Source organism: Bartonella sp. AP58NXGY (genome assembly GCF_042195785.1).
Taxonomy (GTDB): domain Bacteria; phylum Pseudomonadota; class Alphaproteobacteria; order Rhizobiales; family Rhizobiaceae; genus Bartonella.
This window is the reverse complement of record NZ_JBHIOY010000001.1, coordinates 171,833-189,588: the sequence shown is the minus strand read 5'-3', so window position 1 is coordinate 189,588 and position 17,756 is coordinate 171,833. Positions and strand designations below refer to the sequence as shown.

Below are 17,756 nucleotides of genomic sequence, written 5' to 3'. Positions count from 1 at the left end.
TCACAATAGCTTAAGCCAAGGTTATATATTTAAGTATTTTGAATGTCAGCTAAAAATCTCCTGTATAAATAGAGCTTTTCAGTTTTTTCTTGTATGAAAATTGTATACAGTCAAAATAAAGCAAATAATCAATAAGATGAAATTTGTTATTCCCAATATGAGATCATATGACTTATAAGCCACGTGTCTTTTCTATATCTTCTGGAACGGCTTTTTTGCCTCACTTTGTTGATGCACTGCTCTCTGGTACCCTTATTGATAATTTCGCTCCCAATGGAGATATTCAAACTGCTCTTGCTGATAGCCTTATTTATGTTCCGACACGTCGTGCTGCGCGCGCTTTGCGTTTAGCTTTTGTTGAAAGAAGTGATACACAATCAACCTTTTTGCCAACTATTCGTGCTCTAGGAGATGTAGATGAAGACAGTTTTCTTTTTGTTGAAAATCATACTAGCGCTTTAAATCCGCCCATTGGTGAAAGTGAACGCCTACTGCTTTTAGCGCGCCTTATTCGTCCATGGCGTGAAAATTTGCCTGCGCATCTGCGTGCCATGTTTGGTACAGAAGATGTGCTTATTCCAGCTCATAGTGCTGATGCAATTTGGCTTGCTCAAGATTTAGCACATTTGATGGATGAAATTGAAACAGAAGGAGCAGATTGGTCGAAACTTAAAGATATTGCACCTGACATGGTCGCTGAATGGTGGCAGATAACGCTCGATTTTCTGACTATTGTTACGCAAAATTGGCCACAAATCTTGACAGAAAGACAACGAAGTAATCCCGCTGAATGGCGTAATCAAGCACTCACAATGCGTGCAGAGACTTTACGACGTATACAGCCTGATAAACCTATCATTGCAGCTGGTGTATCAGGTTCTATTCCCGCTGTTTCTCATCTTTTAAAGGTTATAGCTTCTCTGCCAAAAGGGGCTGTTGTTCTTCCTGGACTTGATCTCCATATGGATGAAGAACAATGGAATGCACTAAGCACAAGCAATAAAGAAAAAACAGCTTGTGATTTTTTTAATCATGCAGAAAATGTTTTTAGTCATCCTCAATATCATTTAAAAAAACTTCTTTCTCTCATGGAGTTTCAACGTCGTCATGTTTGCGAGATTGGCCAACAGAGTAGCACAAAGAAAAGGCGAATGGCTCTTTTATCGGAAGCACTCCGACCAGCTTCTACAACAGATAAATGGATACAAATTGACCGCGATGATTATGAGAATCTTTGTGCAGACTGGTCATTTATTGAAGCTATAAACGAACGTGAAGAAGCTCTTGCTATTGCTGTTGCTTTACGCAAAGCTATTGAAAAACCCCAAAAAACCGCAGCTCTTATTACAAATGATCGTAATTTAGCACGTCGTGTTTCCGCGGAATTACAGCGATTTGGAATTGAAGCAAATGATTCTGGAGGTATACCACTTGCACAAACATTGCCTGTAACGCTTTTGCGACTTATTTTAGAAAATGTGTTGCAACCTGATGATTCCATAGCTTTTCTTTCTCTCCTTAAACATCCCCTTACAGCACTCCAACAAAACCGCCATCGTTTACGGGAAATGGCAGAAAATTTTGAACTTTTTGTTCTTAGGGGGAACACAGGGCACATCAATCTTTGCGAATGTGATCAGTTTCTTGAAAAATGGATTGAAACATATTTCCATGATCGTTCTGAAATAAAAGCCCTTGATCAACAGAAATGTGAAGAAGCACATCTCCTCTGTCATCTTTTGAAGAAAGCTGTTGAACCTTTAACATCTCTTATGAAAAAAGAGAAAGAATGCACTATCAGCGAAGCCGCAATAGCAACTGTTGAGGTTTTTGAAAATTTTGGTCGCGATGAGGATAACTCTCTTGCACATCTCTATCAACACGAAGCAGGACAAGCCTTATCAAATTTTTTGCGTGAATTGGTCAGTGATCAATCAGGATTAACATTTCATCTTTGTGAATGGCCTGCTATGTTTTCTGCATTGATCGCAATGCGTTCCGTTACACCTTCTCCTGGAGGACATCCACGTTTATTCATCTGGGGTACTTTGGAATCACGTTTACAAACGGTTGATACAGTGGTTATCGGCGGTCTTAATGAAGGATCATGGCCGATATCAACCCGAAACGATGCTTTTTTATCGCGACCGATGAAAATGATGTTAACTTTGGAACCACCAGAGCAGCGTATTGGTTTTTCCGCGCATGATTTTCAATGGGCGATGGGAATGGATAAAGTGGTGATGAGTCGCGCATTGCGCGTTAATCATACCCCTTCCATTCCTTCACGTTGGCTACAACGCATAGAAACAGTTGTAGGAAAACAGGTTTGGAAACAAATCCGTGAACGAGGTGAAATACTCCTTCATTGGGCAAAGATGCTTGATCATACAAGCATGATTTCTGAGGTGAAACGTCCCTGCCCTGTACCACCTCTTGATATGCGTCCACGTCATTTTTCAGTTACTGAAATAGAAACATTGCGGTATGACCCTTATGCTATTTATGCAAAAAAAGTCTTACGGCTCAAACCTCTTAAAGCTCTTATTCATGACCCTAGTGCTTCTGAACGTGGAACACTTTATCATGCTATTCTTGCAGATTTTTGCACAAAAATAAAAGATCCGAATGCTGCAAATACATTAGATGTGTTACTCGCTATTGGACGTAAAGAATTTGATAAATTCAATTTTCCATCCGATATTGAAGTCATTTGGTGGAATAGCTTTGAAAATCTTGCTCCACGCCTTATTCAATGGGAACAAAGTTTAGGACCGCGAGAACGATATCCAGAAGTGGTATCACAAAAAATCCCTATAGGGGGAACAGGGGTAACCCTTTCCGGACGTGTGGATCGTCTTGATATTTTGCCAGATAAAACGGTTGAAATTTTAGATTTTAAAACTGGAACGCCTCCTTCATCAAAACAGGTTCGCGAATTATTATTTCCGCAATTGGCTTTAGAAACAGCTTTGCTGATGGAAGGGGCATTCCCAGATTTTCAAGATTTTACCCCCTCAAATTTATTTTACATTCCCCTTAACGGAAAAGGTGAAATTAAATCCCAATCAATTCTTTTAAAGAAAAAAGAAGGAAAAACTCACTTAGATGCTGTTAAGCTTGGTGAAATTGCGTGGAAAAATCTTATCACACTCATAACTTATTATCAAAATCCACAACAAGGCTATCTTTCACATGCCGTTCCTATGTCAAAACGATATGAAGGTGATTACGACCATTTGGCGCGGTTGTGGGAATGGTCAAGTGGTCTTCATAAAGAAGAACAATCATGACTTTTTTTTCTATTCCTGAAGTCGCTCTTGATGCACAAGAAATGGCAACACATCCCCAAAAAAACGTGTGGGTTTCTGCAAATGCTGGATCTGGAAAAACGCATGTTTTAAGTGAACGTGTTATCCGTTTGCTTTTAAACGGTACACCTCCAGCACGTATTTTATGCCTTACTTATACAAGAGCTGCTGCTGCTGTTATGCAATCACGTATTTTTCGCACGCTTTCCAGTTGGAATGAACTCGATGATGCACAGCTGCAAGAAACCTTAACACGGTTTGAAAATAAACCCGTCAATGCGCAAAAATTAACTTATGCACGACAACTCTTCGCGCGTGCTCTCGAAACACCTGGTGGCTTAAAAATCCAAACGATTCATGCTTTTTGTGAATCTCTTTTGCATCAATTTATGTTAGAAGCCAATATTGCAGGGCATTTTGAACTTCCCGATGATATCAGTCGAAAAAAATTAATACAAGAATCGCGTCGTCAACTTTTAGCGCGTCATGATGTGCAACCCGCTTTACAACAGTTACTTAAATTTATCAGTGAACATACTTTTAACCAATTGCTCTATGAAGCAACGGAAAAGCAACATAAATTGTCTGATTTTTTATCTTCCCTTCTATCTGAGAATGGAGAAGAAAAATTGCGTGCGCTTTTTAACTTAGCGCCCGATGAAACAACCCAATACCTATTGGAACAAATGCAACAGATTGCGCGCCTTCCCCTTTATGCTCTTAACCATTGTGAAACCAATGGCAGTCAAAGCTTCAAGGATATGGTGGCAAAACTTTCCCAATTAGAAGAGGTACATGATGAGACAAATATTCTCAATAGTATTTCTGATATTTATTTTACAACAAAAGGTGAGCCACGGAATTTCTCAAATTTATCTCGTAAAAAATCAGACGAAATTTGGCCTTTTATTCAACAAATGCTTGAAGATAAACAAAGCGAGCTTTCTATTCTTTTAGAGAAATATCAATGCGCAAAAGTTGCGACCCTCAATATGGCTGCTTTTCAGCTCTGTGCCGTTTATCTCAAAATATATACGAATCTAAAAAAGGCTAATAGCTTCTTAGACTTTGACGACCTTATTGAGCGTACGCTTCATTTGTTACAGCGCAAAGGTGCAAGTCAATGGGTGCATTATAAACTTGATCGTGGGCTTGATCACATTCTACTTGATGAAGCACAAGATACCAACCCCGAGCAATGGCAAATTATTCAATTGTTGGTACAAGAGTTTTTCTCAGGTTATAGCCAACGAACAAATATACGTACTCTTTTTGCTGTTGGAGATGAAAAGCAATCTATTTATTCTTTTCAAGGCGCTGCTCCAGAAAATTTTGCTGCAAATGGACGAATTATTCAAAAAAAAGTGCAGCAAACAAATCAGCAATTTGAAAAAATACAATTGCATTACTCTTTTCGCTCTACAGCAGATGTTCTTAAAAGCGTTGATCTTGTTTTTGAAACACCAGAAAATTATAAAGGGCTTTCGGCAGAAAATACAAAAACAGTGCATGAAGCTATTCGTGTTCATAGTCCGGGTGAAGTTGTTATATGGGATGCTGTTTCTAAAGAAACGAGTGAATTTCCTCAGGATTGGCATTTAAGCGTTGATCATTTAGATACACCTGAAGTCCGTTTAGCAGAAAAAATTGCTGAAACTATTGCTAATTGGTTACAAAGAGGCGAAATGCTTCTAGCAAAAGGGCGCTTAATACGAGCAAGTGATATTATGATTTTGGTCCGTAAGCGGGATCAATTTGTCTCAGCGCTTTCTCGTGCTTTTAAACACCGCAATATTCCTGTAGCAGGGGCTGACCGTTTACAACTTACTAAACATATTAGTATCCGTGATTTAATGGCACTTGCGCGTTTTGTTTTGCAGCCACAAGATGATCTTTCTCTTGCTTGTGTTTTAAAAAGTCCCCTTTTTGCTCTTAGTGAAGAGGAACTCTATCTGCTTGCCGCACACCGCACTGGCTCTCTTTGGCAAAGTTTGTGTACGCATACATCATCGCGGGTATCTTTTAAAGATGCTTTTGAAAAGCTGAACCATTATCGTACTTTAGTAGATCAAATACCGGTTTTTGAATTCTATAGCCATATTCTGAATAATGATAAGGGAAGACAAAAAATTCTGTCTCGTTTAGGATCTGAAGCAAATGACGTGCTCGATGCTTTTATGGATTATACGCTCACTATTCAAAAGACCGGATTACCAGGATTACAAGCTTTTTTAGAAACATTAAGTGCAAGCGAACCAGAAATTAAACGTGAGTTTGAACAAAATAATGAAGAAATTCGTATTATGACTGTTCACGCCGCAAAAGGACTAGAGGCTGCTGTTGTGTTTTTAGTTGATCCCGGTAGTGCGATTTGGCATCCTCAGCATGCCCCTCACTTGCTTAAAGTTCCTTTAGATAAGGCACAAGTGAATGGACAACAAGCTTTTATTTGGCGCCCCAATGAAAAGTTTGATACAAAACTTTCTAAACAAGCAATTTCACATTTAAAAGAGCGTGCAGAAGAAGAATATAGGCGCCTTCTTTATGTAGGAATGACACGCGCTGAAGATCGCTTGTTTATTTGTGGATATAAAAGTCAGAAAACGCCATCTCATACATGGTTACAACTGGTAAAAAAAGCTCTTGAACCTCATGCGGTTTCTATAAAAGGCCCTGCGGAAGATATTGCAGCTTGGCGTTATTGCATTACACCGCCTTCTTCTACTTCTATAATCTCCGAAATCGCCTGTTCTGAATGCCAAACTTTACCGCCTTTGCCTGCTTTTTTCTCTCATAAAGTACCAGCAGAACCAATTCTCCCAAAACCGTTAAAACCCTCAGTAGCGAGCCTTTCTATTGAAGCTGATACAGAACCTTCCTCAAGTCCAAAACAATTTACTATTTCACCTGTTTTAGGAGAAACGAACACAAACAGAGCTTTTTCCATTGAATATGGTAATCTCATTCACCGATTGTTACAATATTTACCCGATTGTCCCCCACAAAAACGTCGAGATTATGCTCGAAACTATCTCAATATCAAAGCCTCTCATTGGCATGAGAGCCAAAGAGAAGATGCTCTTTGCCATATTTGGAAAATATTAGATCATGTTTATCTCAAACCCCTTTTTTCTGAGCATTCACGTGCTGAGGTTTCCTTGATGGGCATTGTAAAAATTCGTGGAAAAGAACAAGCAATCTCTGGTCAAATTGACCGTCTCTACATCACGCAAAACAGCATTATCTTTGCCGATTTTAAAACGGGAATCCCACCAGAAAATGAAGCAGCTATTGCTTCTCATCATTGGTTGCAAATGGCTCTTTACCGAAAATTGTTGCAATCCATTCATCCTGATAAAGATGTTCAAGCTCTGCTTATCTACAGTAAAGAAGCCAAAATTTTCAAACTTTCTCCAGAAAAACTCGAGGCATTTCTTGGTGAAATTGCTTTATAAGTTGTTTTTTCCCTTCAAAGCATTTTAAGGCTTTTTTACTTTCATAAAATCGCCAATAAACATAATGCATAATCTCAGGTGTAAAAGAGTCTCTTAATAATTTATCTTTGCAATAACTTGATATGAATTGTTACCATACCAATGTATAGAAGTGAATATAAAGGATAAATTAATGACATGTATAAAAATTGATAAGGACAATTTCGAAAGTGAAGTTTTAACCTCTTCCACCCCTGTTGTGGTTGATTTTTGGGCAGAATGGTGTGGTCCTTGCAAAATGATTGCTCCAATTTTGGATGAAATTTCAATAGAAATGCAAAATCAAGTTAAAATTGCCAAAGTGAATATTGATGAAAATCCGGAACTTGCTACCCAATATGGAGTGCGCTCTATCCCTACATTATTAATGTTTAAAAATGGAAATGTTTCATCGAATATGATTGGCGCTGCCCCTAAAGGACGTCTTTCTGAGTGGATAAAAAATGGCCTTAGTTAATGCCATACACAGTAACGATAAAGGAGAGAAATTTTAGTCTCTCCTTTTGATTTTTTTTAAACATTCTTTTCTGTAATACATTGTAAGAGCAATTCAATTGAATCAAATGATTTTAAGAATCCACACTGTTATACGTGATTCAATAGATCATTTTTTATCAAAAAATTGTCCTGTATGAACAATGTAGGCAATTCCTTATTTATGTGCGCGCCAACAAATATTAGGTGACGGATATTTTTTTTGGATAAGGCTATCGAGATAGGGGGGACAATACATAAAAAAGCAAATACCACTCTAGCAATAAAGAGGTTTCTGCTTGGAGTGTTTGGCAATAACAGAAGGAGATTTTAAGCAAAAATTTTACAAATTACTTTTCTAAAGTTTACAATTTTTAAGGAGAAAGAAGAAAGCAATTCACGATTGGTAAGTTAATGCTCTTCTGAGAAAATGATCACCTTGATATAAAATTTTCTTACACGTTTCTCTAAAATCAAAAGAGTTTTTTAAAAAAACAATCTTTAAAAGAAACGGATTAATTCCTACCAATTAACTGATGCTCTCTGCGAATTGTGCTATTTTTATAAAAGTATCAGTGTTTTGTTTCATCTTCATGGTTGTTGCATCCAGCAGGGCTTCTTTATTTTATTCATCATCTCAAATTTCATAGGTACTGAGGCATCACAAACTAAAAAATGATGATATCCATGATCCCGTCTATGTTTTTTTAAATGTATGAATTGCAAAAGCCTGTTGCAAACGTTTAATGGAATGTGGTGCTGATCTAAGTGTTACATGGCGCCCATGAACTTCATATTGTAAGGTAAGCGCGAAAGTGGCAAGCTCTAAAAGGGCTACATTTCTTTCTGGCCATTCAACAAGTAAAATATTGTTCTCGCATGCTTCATAAAGCCCTAATTCATCAATTTCTTCTTCCATAGAAAGGCGATAAAGATCAGCATGAATAATTTCAAACTGTGGAAGCTGATAGCTTTGCATAAGAGTAAAAGTAGGGCTTGGAACATCTATAGTGTTATCGTTTGCAAGTGTTTGGATGATTGTACGTGCAATGGTTGATTTTCCGGTTCCAAGATCTCCTTGCAGTGTTATAAGATCTCCCGGCTTTAAAGAAAGGGCTAAATTTTGTGCAAAAAGCTTTGTTGCCTCTTCATTTTCAAGAAAAAAACTAAAATTCATTAAGAGTTCCATGAGATGGATGAAAAATTTTTATTATAATAAAGGCTAAAATTAAAAAATCTTATCTCCTTTGGAGAGTGGGAAAAAACATTTAACTGTTGTTCCTTTTCCAGAACCGGTAAGAATTTCAACATGTCCACCGTGTAGTTCAACGAAACTTTTTACAAGGGAAAGGCCAAGACCTGCTCCCGCACGCCCACCATGGTGTGAATGAGAAGAAAAACGTTTAAAAACACGATCAAGAATGTCTTTAGGAATATCAGAGCCCTCATTGTGAACGCTAAAGACAATACTATCATCTTGTTCATCGACGCAAAATTCAATAGTACTCGCCTCCGTTGCAAAATTAATAGCATTACTCAGAACATTCACAAAAATTTGATGCAAACGTTTTTCATCAGCAGAAATAGAGTTTAAGGAAGGAGAAATTTGTTGTAAAAGCGTAATATGACGTCCATTAAGACGATCTTCTACACGTGCTACCGCTTGTATCATAGCATCGGCAATGTTAACCGATTTTATGTCCAACGTCATAATGCCTGCATCAAGGGTGGCAAGATCAAGAATATCGTTAACAATATTTAAAAGAGTTCCTGATTCTGAATGAATATGTCCAAGATATTCTTGTTGACGTTCATTGATAGAGCCGAAAATTTGATCACGTAAAATATCAGAAAATCCAATAATATTGGTGAGAGGTGTACGCAATTCATAGGAAACATGTTGGACAAATTCATTACGCAAACGATCAGCACTTTCTAATGCTTCATTTTTTTCTTGAAGAGCACGCGCAACATGGACAGTATCCGTAACATTCACAAAAGTAAGCATCGTTTGTCCATCGGGAAGAGGGACCAGAGTATAATCAATAATCATATCATTTTTAAGATCTATACGACCAGAATATGTTTCACGTTTTTCAGCAAAACCAGTAATAAATTTGGTAAATTGATTCCATTCTTGTCCCAAGGTTAAGGTTGAACAATGGCTTTCTAACTGCGTAATATGGGTCCCTTCTACCAGTAAATTATAAGGAAGCGACCACAATTTCGACAAGGCAGGATTAGATAAACGAAGGCGTCCATCAGTACCAAAAACGACTACGCCTTCAGAAAGTTTATCAAGTGTTTCACCTTGTATTTTAATAAGTGTATTATAACGGCGTTCAAGATCAATTTTTTCTGTAAGGTTTTCGTAAAGCCAAGTGACACCTCCTTGTGGATGAGGGTTTGAGACAACACGCACCGTACGCCCATCTGGAAGATTCCAAATTTGTTGGTTTGATTCTGTTTGTCGATAGGCTTTAAAAAGTTCTTCTTTCCACGTGCGCCAATCAGGGTGTTCAGCAATGAGACCCTTTTCACGTAAACGTTCAAGAAACAATGTATGGCTTGGTTCACTTTCTAAAAAGGAACTCTCCAACGGCCATAAAATTTTAAAAGCGTGATTGCAGAATTTTAATTTTTGGTTTGTATCAAAAATGGCTACAGCTGTTGAAATTTGGTCAAGTGTTTCACAATGGCTTTGAAGAACATATCTTAATTCATGGGCAAGATTTTCATAGGCGCTGTCATCACGTGCAAAAGCTGCCATCCCTTCGGCCGTTGTAATCCGTGTGAGATGAAAATGGTGTCGTTCTCCATCAATAACTGTGTGAACGTGTTCTTGAAAAATTGTTTCTGTTTCATTTGTTTTGCGTTGTGTGTTTTCATTGAAAAGATCCCTCACTTCATCACTGCCTTCACGAAAGTTTGTCATCTCTCTAAAGGCACGGTTGACAAAACAAACTTTTCCTTCACAATCTTTTATCCATACGGGCTCTTGAATAAGATCAAGAAGATTGCGCTGCATTCTCAGTTCAGTAAGAAGGCGGGCGATATCTTTCTGTAAACGAGCGTTTTCACTTTGTTGTTTTGAAATATCTTGAAAACGAGCAATGGCAACTGTTCCTGCGATGACCCCTGTAACTTGCAGCAGCACATTGTTTGTGGTGGTGATAGAAAGTTCAAAAGGGTGACATTTACAACGGAGTTGAGTCAATGCATAATCAAGTTCTCGCAGAGAGTTTTCTTCAACCCAGAGCTCAAAACGCTGAAAATCTTTCTGATCGATTCCTATTTTTTGCAATGCAGAAAGAGCACCAACGACATGGGGTAAGGTTGTTGGATTTTCCCAAATAAGAAGGAATTGCTCAGTTTCTTCCAGAAGCCATTCATAATATTTAAGTTTTTCAGAAAAATCTGCCTGAATTATCTTCAAAGGCTTCTGTGCAGTTTTTTTTGCACGCATGATAACAGCTATGCATACGAGAAGTGAAGCGCAAGAAATTCCTCCACATAGCGCTACAAGCAGCCATGGACCATTTGGCAAAGTGAAAAAAAATGGTAAATAACCTTCCAATGACTGAGCAACAGTGCATGTAGGAGAAAAAAAGAAAAAAAGGCAAAATATATACGTATAGATTCGGATCATTTTCTGAGCTTTTTCTTTGGGGGTATAGTCACCAAAGCTGAGCACGATATCTTTCCCTTTTTTAAAACCCAAGGAAGCATTTTAGTAACGGTAATGGTTTGGTTTATAAGGTCCTTGTGGTGTGACTCCAATATAAGCGGCTTGCTCTTCTGATAAAACAGTTAATTTTATTCCTAACCGATCAAGATGTAGGCGTGCAACTTTCTCATCAAGATGTTTAGGCAAAACAGTGACTTCATTTGTATAGTGTTCTGTACGGGTAAAAAGTTCAATTTGCGCTAAAACTTGATTGGTAAACGAAGCTGACATGACAAAAGAAGGATGCCCTGTCGCATTGCCGAGGTTTAACAATCGTCCTTCAGAGAGCAAAATAATGCGTTTTCCATCGGGAAAGGTAATCATATCAACTTGTGGTTTAATATTTGTCCATGGCAAATTTCTAAGGGCTGCGACTTGGATTTCGTTATCAAAATGACCAATATTTCCAAGAATACACATATCCTTTACTTGTCGCATATGGTCTAAACGGACAACATCTTTATTGCCTGTTGTGGTGATGATAATATCAGCACTGGAAGCAGCATCATCCAAATTAACAACTTCATAGCCATCCATAGCTGCTTGAAGAGCGCAAATAGGGTCAATTTCTGTCACTTTAACACGAGCCCCAGCACCTGAAAGAGATGCCGCGGAACCTTTTCCTACATCACCATAACCACAGACAATGGCAGTTTTACCAGCGATCATTACGTCTGTTCCACGTCGAATACCATCGACCAATGATTCTTTACATCCATATTTATTATCAAACTTTGATTTAGTGACGCTATCATTAACATTAATTGCAGGAAAAGGCAGAAGCCCTTCTTTTTGTAATTGATAAAGACGGTTTACACCTGTTGTAGTTTCTTCGCTTACACCTTTAATTGCTGCGCGCTGTCGGGTAAAAAAACCTGGCGTTGCATCCATACGCTTTTGTATTTGTTTGAAAAAAATTTCTTCTTCTTCTGTTTTGGGACGCGAGAGAATATCTTTATTTTGTTCTGCATGACTTCCCATTAAAATATAGTTTGTGGCGTCAGCTCCATCATCTAAAATCATGTTGGAAGGATTGCCATCAGGCCATTGGAAAATTGCATCTATATAAGTCCAATATTCTTCCAATGTTTCACCTTTAACGGCGAATACAGGAATACCAGTTGCGGCAATAGCTGCTGCTGCATGATCTTGCGTAGAAAAAATATTGCTAGAGCTCCACCGTATATTGGCGCCAATCGCTTTTAATGTTTCAATTAAAACAGCTGTTTGAATTGTCATATGCAATGAGCCAGAAATACGTGCTCCACGCAAAGGCTGACTGGAGGAAAACTCCTTGCGACAAGCCATCAAACCGGGCATTTCAGTTTCAGCAATGTCAAGTTCTTTACGACCATAAGCGGCAAGTGCAATATCTTTGACAACAAAATCTTGAGCTGCCATTCTTCATTCCTTTAAGATAAGTTTTTCCAAGACGGTAGGAGAAATTAAAAAAAAATGCAAGACAAGAAGAGGACTTCTTTATGTGAAAAAGCTCTTTTAAAATCTCCATAAATTTGTGCAACAAATATGCATTTATGAATCTGAGTAATGATGTTACTGAGAAGGTAAGAGATTTCATGATAAGTTTGGTTATATAAACAAAATATATCAAAAAATTTTTAGTTTTCAAAATGTAAGAAATGCTAATCAATAGCATCAATTAAGAGAAAAAGTTATAGAAATATGCTTCAAGTATAATTTTTTCCTATTAAACATCCGTGTCATTTCTTTAAAGGAACGCATAATTGGTAAGAAAAGAAGATAATTACTTTGTAGAGAGATAATGGATTTGTTCAATAATTTTGTGAGTTATTTCATAATAAAGGTACACAAAAATCTGTAATGCTCTTATATCTTCTTTTGATATTCTCTAACCAAGAAGTGTTTATATATTATCCTCAATTTGATCTTTATGAAGACGACATAGAGGACACATACAAACACCCATGAGATGCGTTAATGTAAAGTAAAAGATGTTCCTAATGTCGTTTTGCTGAGTAAGTGATAAAAAGCTATGCCAACATAGCGAGGACATTTTCATTTTTATAGAGTTATTTATTTAACAAACTCTATGCGTTAAGTGTTATCAAGTATTGTCGTAAATTTCTTTCAATCTAATTTTTACGAGTATGACGCAAAAAATTTATACGACCACCTGTAAGGATGAGAAAATATAAATTCAAATGTGTTATAGCCATTATTTTTGCAAAGCATCTGAAAAATCCGGAATATTTTCTCACTTCATAATAGCTGGTATGTTTTGTGTGGTGTTGTTTTCTTCATAAAACTTATGCTTTGGCTGTTATGTATAAATTAACATTTAACTTTAAGGCAATTACATAGTTAAAACAAATATTGAAATGATTAAAAACGCCCTATAAGGAACTCCAACTTTATTATATGCCAGAGTAGGGCAGATAATTATTACTGATATCTTTTCAGTAATCTCTAAACTGAAACACAAGCTAATTTAAAAAATATAAAGACATAAAGATAAAAACAAAATTCTATTCTTTTAATAGCTTTACAATTTTTAAAAATCTCTAAAGAAATATCTTTTAAATAATAAAAAATCATGTATTGCGTCATAATTTTTATATCGATTTTTTATGAGATAATATCAAAAAGAGTATCCTTTATCACTCATGCGATTATTGAAAAAGGTATTGTTACCTTTTTTAATCTTATTATTAAGCTTTTTAGCAAAATAATATAATACAGAATTATAGGTTATCATCTTTATATTTATGAATATCTAATCCAGAATCGGCTCTTCTGGATTTCAATGTTGCATCTGCTCTTACATGAAGACAGTTTATAAGAGGTGCTTTTTCTTTTTTCCAACAGTTTTTATAAAAATACTATAGATGTGCGAGGAAACATGTTTTGTGATACTAAATGGAGCATTAAAAATGCAAAAATATCACTCTAATTTAAATTTAACACTCTGACTTTAAAACAGTTAACAACAGGATATTAATCACAAATCCAATAATTAACTAGGTTCTAGGAGAATTTATTCTAGACGAGTAAGTTTTGGGAAAATTGACCATGTGGACGAAATCGCCAGAGATAACTTGGCAAGAATGCTGCCATTGCTCTAGGAGTAACTCCTACTCCTTCTAGCGTATATCCATTTTCAATAGCTTCTTGAGAAACTATATTGTCCGTTTGCAAAAAGCGTATTTGATTGGCTGTTACGAGTGTTGGTACAAGAGGCAACTTACCAATCGTTCCTAAAACTCCTCCAATCAATAGACCGACAGAAAGAGGCATAGATAGGATTGTTTTTTTACGACGAATGATTTTAAGTATATTTTCAAGAGCATTTTGGAGGGTGATAATCTGGGGACCACCAAGATCATATTTTTTTCCCCAAGCTACCTGTCCATCTAAAGCACGCGCGATAAACTCAGCAACGTCACCAACATACACGGGTTGCAATTTGCTTTGTCCACCTCCAAAAAGAGGCATAATTGGTAAAAAACGTGACAAATCTGCTAAGGTGTTAAAGAAACAATCTTCTGGTCCAAAGATAATGGATGGACGTATAATAATTGCTTGAGGATTCTTGTTATGAATGATTTGTTCACCCATAAACTTAACACGTGCATAAAGACATGCAGCGTTCTCGCTAGCCACAAGAGTCGACATATAGATAAGAGGAATACCAGCTTCTACTGTTAATTCAGCAATATTGTAAGCACCATCAATTTGTGTGCTTTTAAAATTCGATTGATTTGCCTGTTTTAAGCTACCGGGTAAAAACACTGCTGCATCAGCTCCAAGCAATGCGCGTGCAACAGAGGCACGATGCTTGATATCTGTTTTAAGCATTTGGGTTTGTCCTACTTCTCCTATTTGGAGCATGTAATAAGCTTTTTGTGGACAACGAACAGCGATGCGAACGCGATATCCCCGCTTAGTCAAAGTTTCAACGACATGTCGTCCTACAAAACCAGATCCGCCAAAAACAGTAATGAGTTTAGGATGTTGATAAAGTGCACAATCAAGTTGCATGATTAAAAGGTCTATCTTTCAAAGCTTTAAAAATAGCTAATTATCTAGCACGGTGGTGTTTTATTGTCACGCAAAATATCACCCGCAAGATAAAGAGAACCACTAATAAGGACAATAGCCTCTTTATATTCCATTTTAATTTTATGCAAAGCATCTTGTAGATGTGCTTGTGGAGTAGCAAAGATTCCTGCTTTTTGGGCTGATTCAGCTAAGTTTATTGGAGAGAGACTGGCATTATTGTCAAGCAGCGGTATCGTATATACTTTATCGACAAGGTTAGCTAAAGGACGAAAATAACCGACAGCATCTTTGGTATTAAGCATGCCAGCAATCATAATAATGGGGCGATCTGTTTTTTTTCTCCATTGTGTAAGTTCTGCCGCAATAACTTTTCCTGCAGCAGGATTGTGACCACCATCTAACCATAAATCAATATCAGGAGATAGTTGATCAACCAAAAGTCCTTGGGTAAGATGCTGCATTCGTGCGGGCCAATAAATATTTTTCAAAGCGTCATTTATGGTTTGTTCTGAAAGTTGAAAACCCGCTTGATAAACTGCTTCAAGAGATGCACCAGCATTAGCAATTTGGTGGTCTCCAATAAGGTTAGGAAGAGGAAGATCCATGAGACCTTGATGGTTTTGAAAAACCATACGTCCATGTTCTTTATAGCTTTGATAATCTTGATCAAAGAGAGCATAAGATGCTTTATTTTTATCGGCAAGGGGTATTAAAGTAGCAAGAGTTTCTTCATAATTTTGCTTTCCTATGACCACTGGAACGTTTGGTTTTATAATCCCCCCTTTTTGAAAAGCGATTTGAGCAATTGTATTTCCAAGAAAGCTCTCATGATCATAATCAATGGGCATAATAAGCGATACAGCTGGTTTGTTAACGACATTGGTAGCATCAAAACGTCCTCCCAATCCAACTTCTAAAATAACAACATCAGCTGGATGTATACTAAACAGCATAAAGGCAGCAGCTGTAAAAATTTCAAAAATAGTAATCGGCTCTTGACGATTTACTTTTATAATTTCATGGATTGTCTCAGCCAATTGGTTTTCTGTAACAAGTTGACCACCTCCTTTTTGACCTAACCGGCAGCGTTCATTCCAGTTGACGAGATGGGGCGAGCTATAAACATGAACGCGGTATCCTGCACTTTCCAAAAGAGCACGGCAAATTGCTGAAGCAGATCCTTTGCCATTTGTTCCAGCGATGTGAATAACAGGTGCAAGTTTTAAATGTGGATTACCAAGACGCTCTAAAAGGTGAACAATACGCTCTAAAGAAAGATCAAATTTTTTCGGATAATTTTTTAGTAAATCATCCACCACCCTTTGTATTTGACTTTGTTGCATAAACTTAAGCTGCTTTTGTCCTAGAAAGCGATGTTTGAGAATCTGTAGGGGATGGATCATAAGGGTTAAAAACAGCAGGGCGTTTCATCATCAAGCGTAAAATACGCGCAATTGTTGTTTTCATTTCTAAACGCGATACAACCATATCAATCATACCATGTTCAAGCAGATATTCACTACTTTGAAAACCTTCTGGTAGGGTTTCGCGTATCGTTTGTTGAATCACACGCGGACCAGCAAAACCAATCATAGCGCCAGGTTCGGCAATGTGAATATCACCAAGCATGGCGTAAGAAGCAGTAACACCACCAGTGGTTGGATTGGTTAGCACAACAATATAGGGAAGTTTTGCTTCTTTCAACATTTCAATCGCTACTGTTGTACGGGGCATTTGCATCAATGAGAGTGTTCCTTCTTGCATGCGTGCACCGCCAGAAGCAGTAAAAAGAACCAAAGGGCATCTTTCGGCAATGGCAGTATCAAAAGCTTTGATAATAGCTTCTCCTGAGGCCATACCGAGTGATCCCCCCATAAAGGCGAAATCTTGAACGGTTGCAATAATTGGCAAACCCTCAATCGTACCGCGTGCACTCAAAATATTGTCCTCAACACCGAGTTTAGAACGGTACTCTTTTAACCGATCAATATAGCGTTTTTCGTCGCGAAACTTTAAAGGGTCTGTCACAACTTTTGGATTTTCAAGAGCTGTATAAACACCATCATCAAAAAAATGCATGAGACGATTTTTGGCACTGATACGCATATGATAGCCAGAATTAGGAGCCACAAATTGATTGGCTTCCAAATCTTTATGGAAGATCATTTCACCACTGGTAGGATCTTTAATCCATAGATTTTCTGGAATTTCACGGCGTCCCAATATAGAATTAATTTTAGGGCGAACATAATTTGTAATCCAGTTCATCTTTATAACCTTCCTTTAAAATATTATACACCTTTTGCATGATTTGAAAGAATATAGAATTTAAGCAGTCACATTTGCTTTACCGGCTGACCAAACGAGTCTATTTAATACTTTTATCAGTATACGTATAGCTCTCACCTCACTGTTTTTTAATTTTTCCAATTTTACAACAATCATATGCATGAAGAGTATTTCCTATAACAAACTTCTCAGAAGTTTTAAGAACTGACATGTTTTTATTCTTTGATTTTTGTATTAAAACTCACTCCTTGCGCTCATTAACAAACGCCTTATTTTCTTTTAATGAAAATGAACATCCAGTTAATCATTAATATCAACAATTTTTAAATCAAGAAACCTTATAATATAAGCCACACTCATTCATTAAAGATAATGACTATGATAATGTTATGTTAGCGAAACGCCAACACCAGAGCAATA

At 37.2% G+C, this 17,756-nt stretch carries 9 protein-coding genes; 3 read left to right on the top strand and 6 right to left on the bottom strand.

Translation table 11 applies throughout. The annotated features are described in order from the left end of the window. The first annotated feature begins 167 nt into the window (after positions 1–167). The 3 genes from addB to trxA all read left to right on the top strand — a co-directional run bounded on the left by addB (position 168) and on the right by trxA (position 7,262). Entirely contained in the window at positions 168–3,293 is a 3,126-nt protein-coding gene (gene addB, locus ACFINC_RS00640; RefSeq protein ID WP_375615649.1) for a double-strand break repair protein AddB, read from the top strand. Further along, positions 3,290–6,766 carry a double-strand break repair helicase AddA gene (gene addA / locus ACFINC_RS00635; protein ID WP_375615648.1) on the top strand — a complete coding sequence of 1,159 codons (3,477 nt, stop codon included), beginning with the start codon at positions 3,290–3,292 and terminating at the stop codon, positions 6,764–6,766. Before addB ends, addA begins: the two co-directional genes overlap by 4 nt. Positions 6,767–6,938: 172 nt before the next feature. Continuing rightward, positions 6,939–7,262 (top strand): thioredoxin, encoded by a 324-nt coding sequence (gene trxA, locus ACFINC_RS00630; protein WP_375615647.1) that lies wholly within the window; start codon positions 6,939–6,941, stop codon positions 7,260–7,262. Positions 7,263–7,976: 714 nt separating this feature from the next. On the opposite strand, the gene tsaE is transcribed toward trxA, so the two are convergent. From tsaE to accD, 6 genes are all read right to left on the bottom strand, one after another. Next, the gene (tsaE, locus tag ACFINC_RS00625; protein ID WP_375615646.1) at positions 7,977–8,456 is read right to left on the bottom strand and encodes a tRNA (adenosine(37)-N6)-threonylcarbamoyltransferase complex ATPase subunit type 1 TsaE; all 480 of its coding nucleotides are present in this window, start codon (positions 8,454–8,456) and stop codon (positions 7,977–7,979) included. A gap of 51 nt (positions 8,457–8,507) precedes the next feature. Beyond that, positions 8,508–10,973, bottom strand: coding sequence for an ATP-binding protein (locus tag ACFINC_RS00620; protein ID WP_375615645.1), 2,466 nt, complete (start codon positions 10,971–10,973; stop codon positions 8,508–8,510). A gap of 36 nt (positions 10,974–11,009) precedes the next feature. Continuing rightward, positions 11,010–12,407 (bottom strand): adenosylhomocysteinase, encoded by a 1,398-nt coding sequence (ahcY, locus tag ACFINC_RS00615; protein WP_375615644.1) that lies wholly within the window; start codon positions 12,405–12,407, stop codon positions 11,010–11,012. 1,620 nt (positions 12,408–14,027) lie between these two features. After that, complete coding sequence (locus ACFINC_RS00610) at positions 14,028–15,026, bottom strand: complex I NDUFA9 subunit family protein (RefSeq protein WP_375615643.1); 999 nt, start codon at positions 15,024–15,026, stop codon at positions 14,028–14,030. A gap of 44 nt (positions 15,027–15,070) precedes the next feature. After that, positions 15,071–16,390: a bifunctional folylpolyglutamate synthase/dihydrofolate synthase gene (locus tag ACFINC_RS00605; RefSeq protein ID WP_375615642.1), complete on the bottom strand. Its 1,320-nt coding sequence runs from the start codon at positions 16,388–16,390 to the stop codon at positions 15,071–15,073. Between the two features lie 4 nt (positions 16,391–16,394). Then, the gene (gene accD, locus ACFINC_RS00600) at positions 16,395–17,315 is read right to left on the bottom strand and encodes an acetyl-CoA carboxylase, carboxyltransferase subunit beta (protein ID WP_375615641.1); all 921 of its coding nucleotides are present in this window, start codon (positions 17,313–17,315) and stop codon (positions 16,395–16,397) included. Between the last annotated feature and the right edge of the window lie 441 nt (positions 17,316–17,756).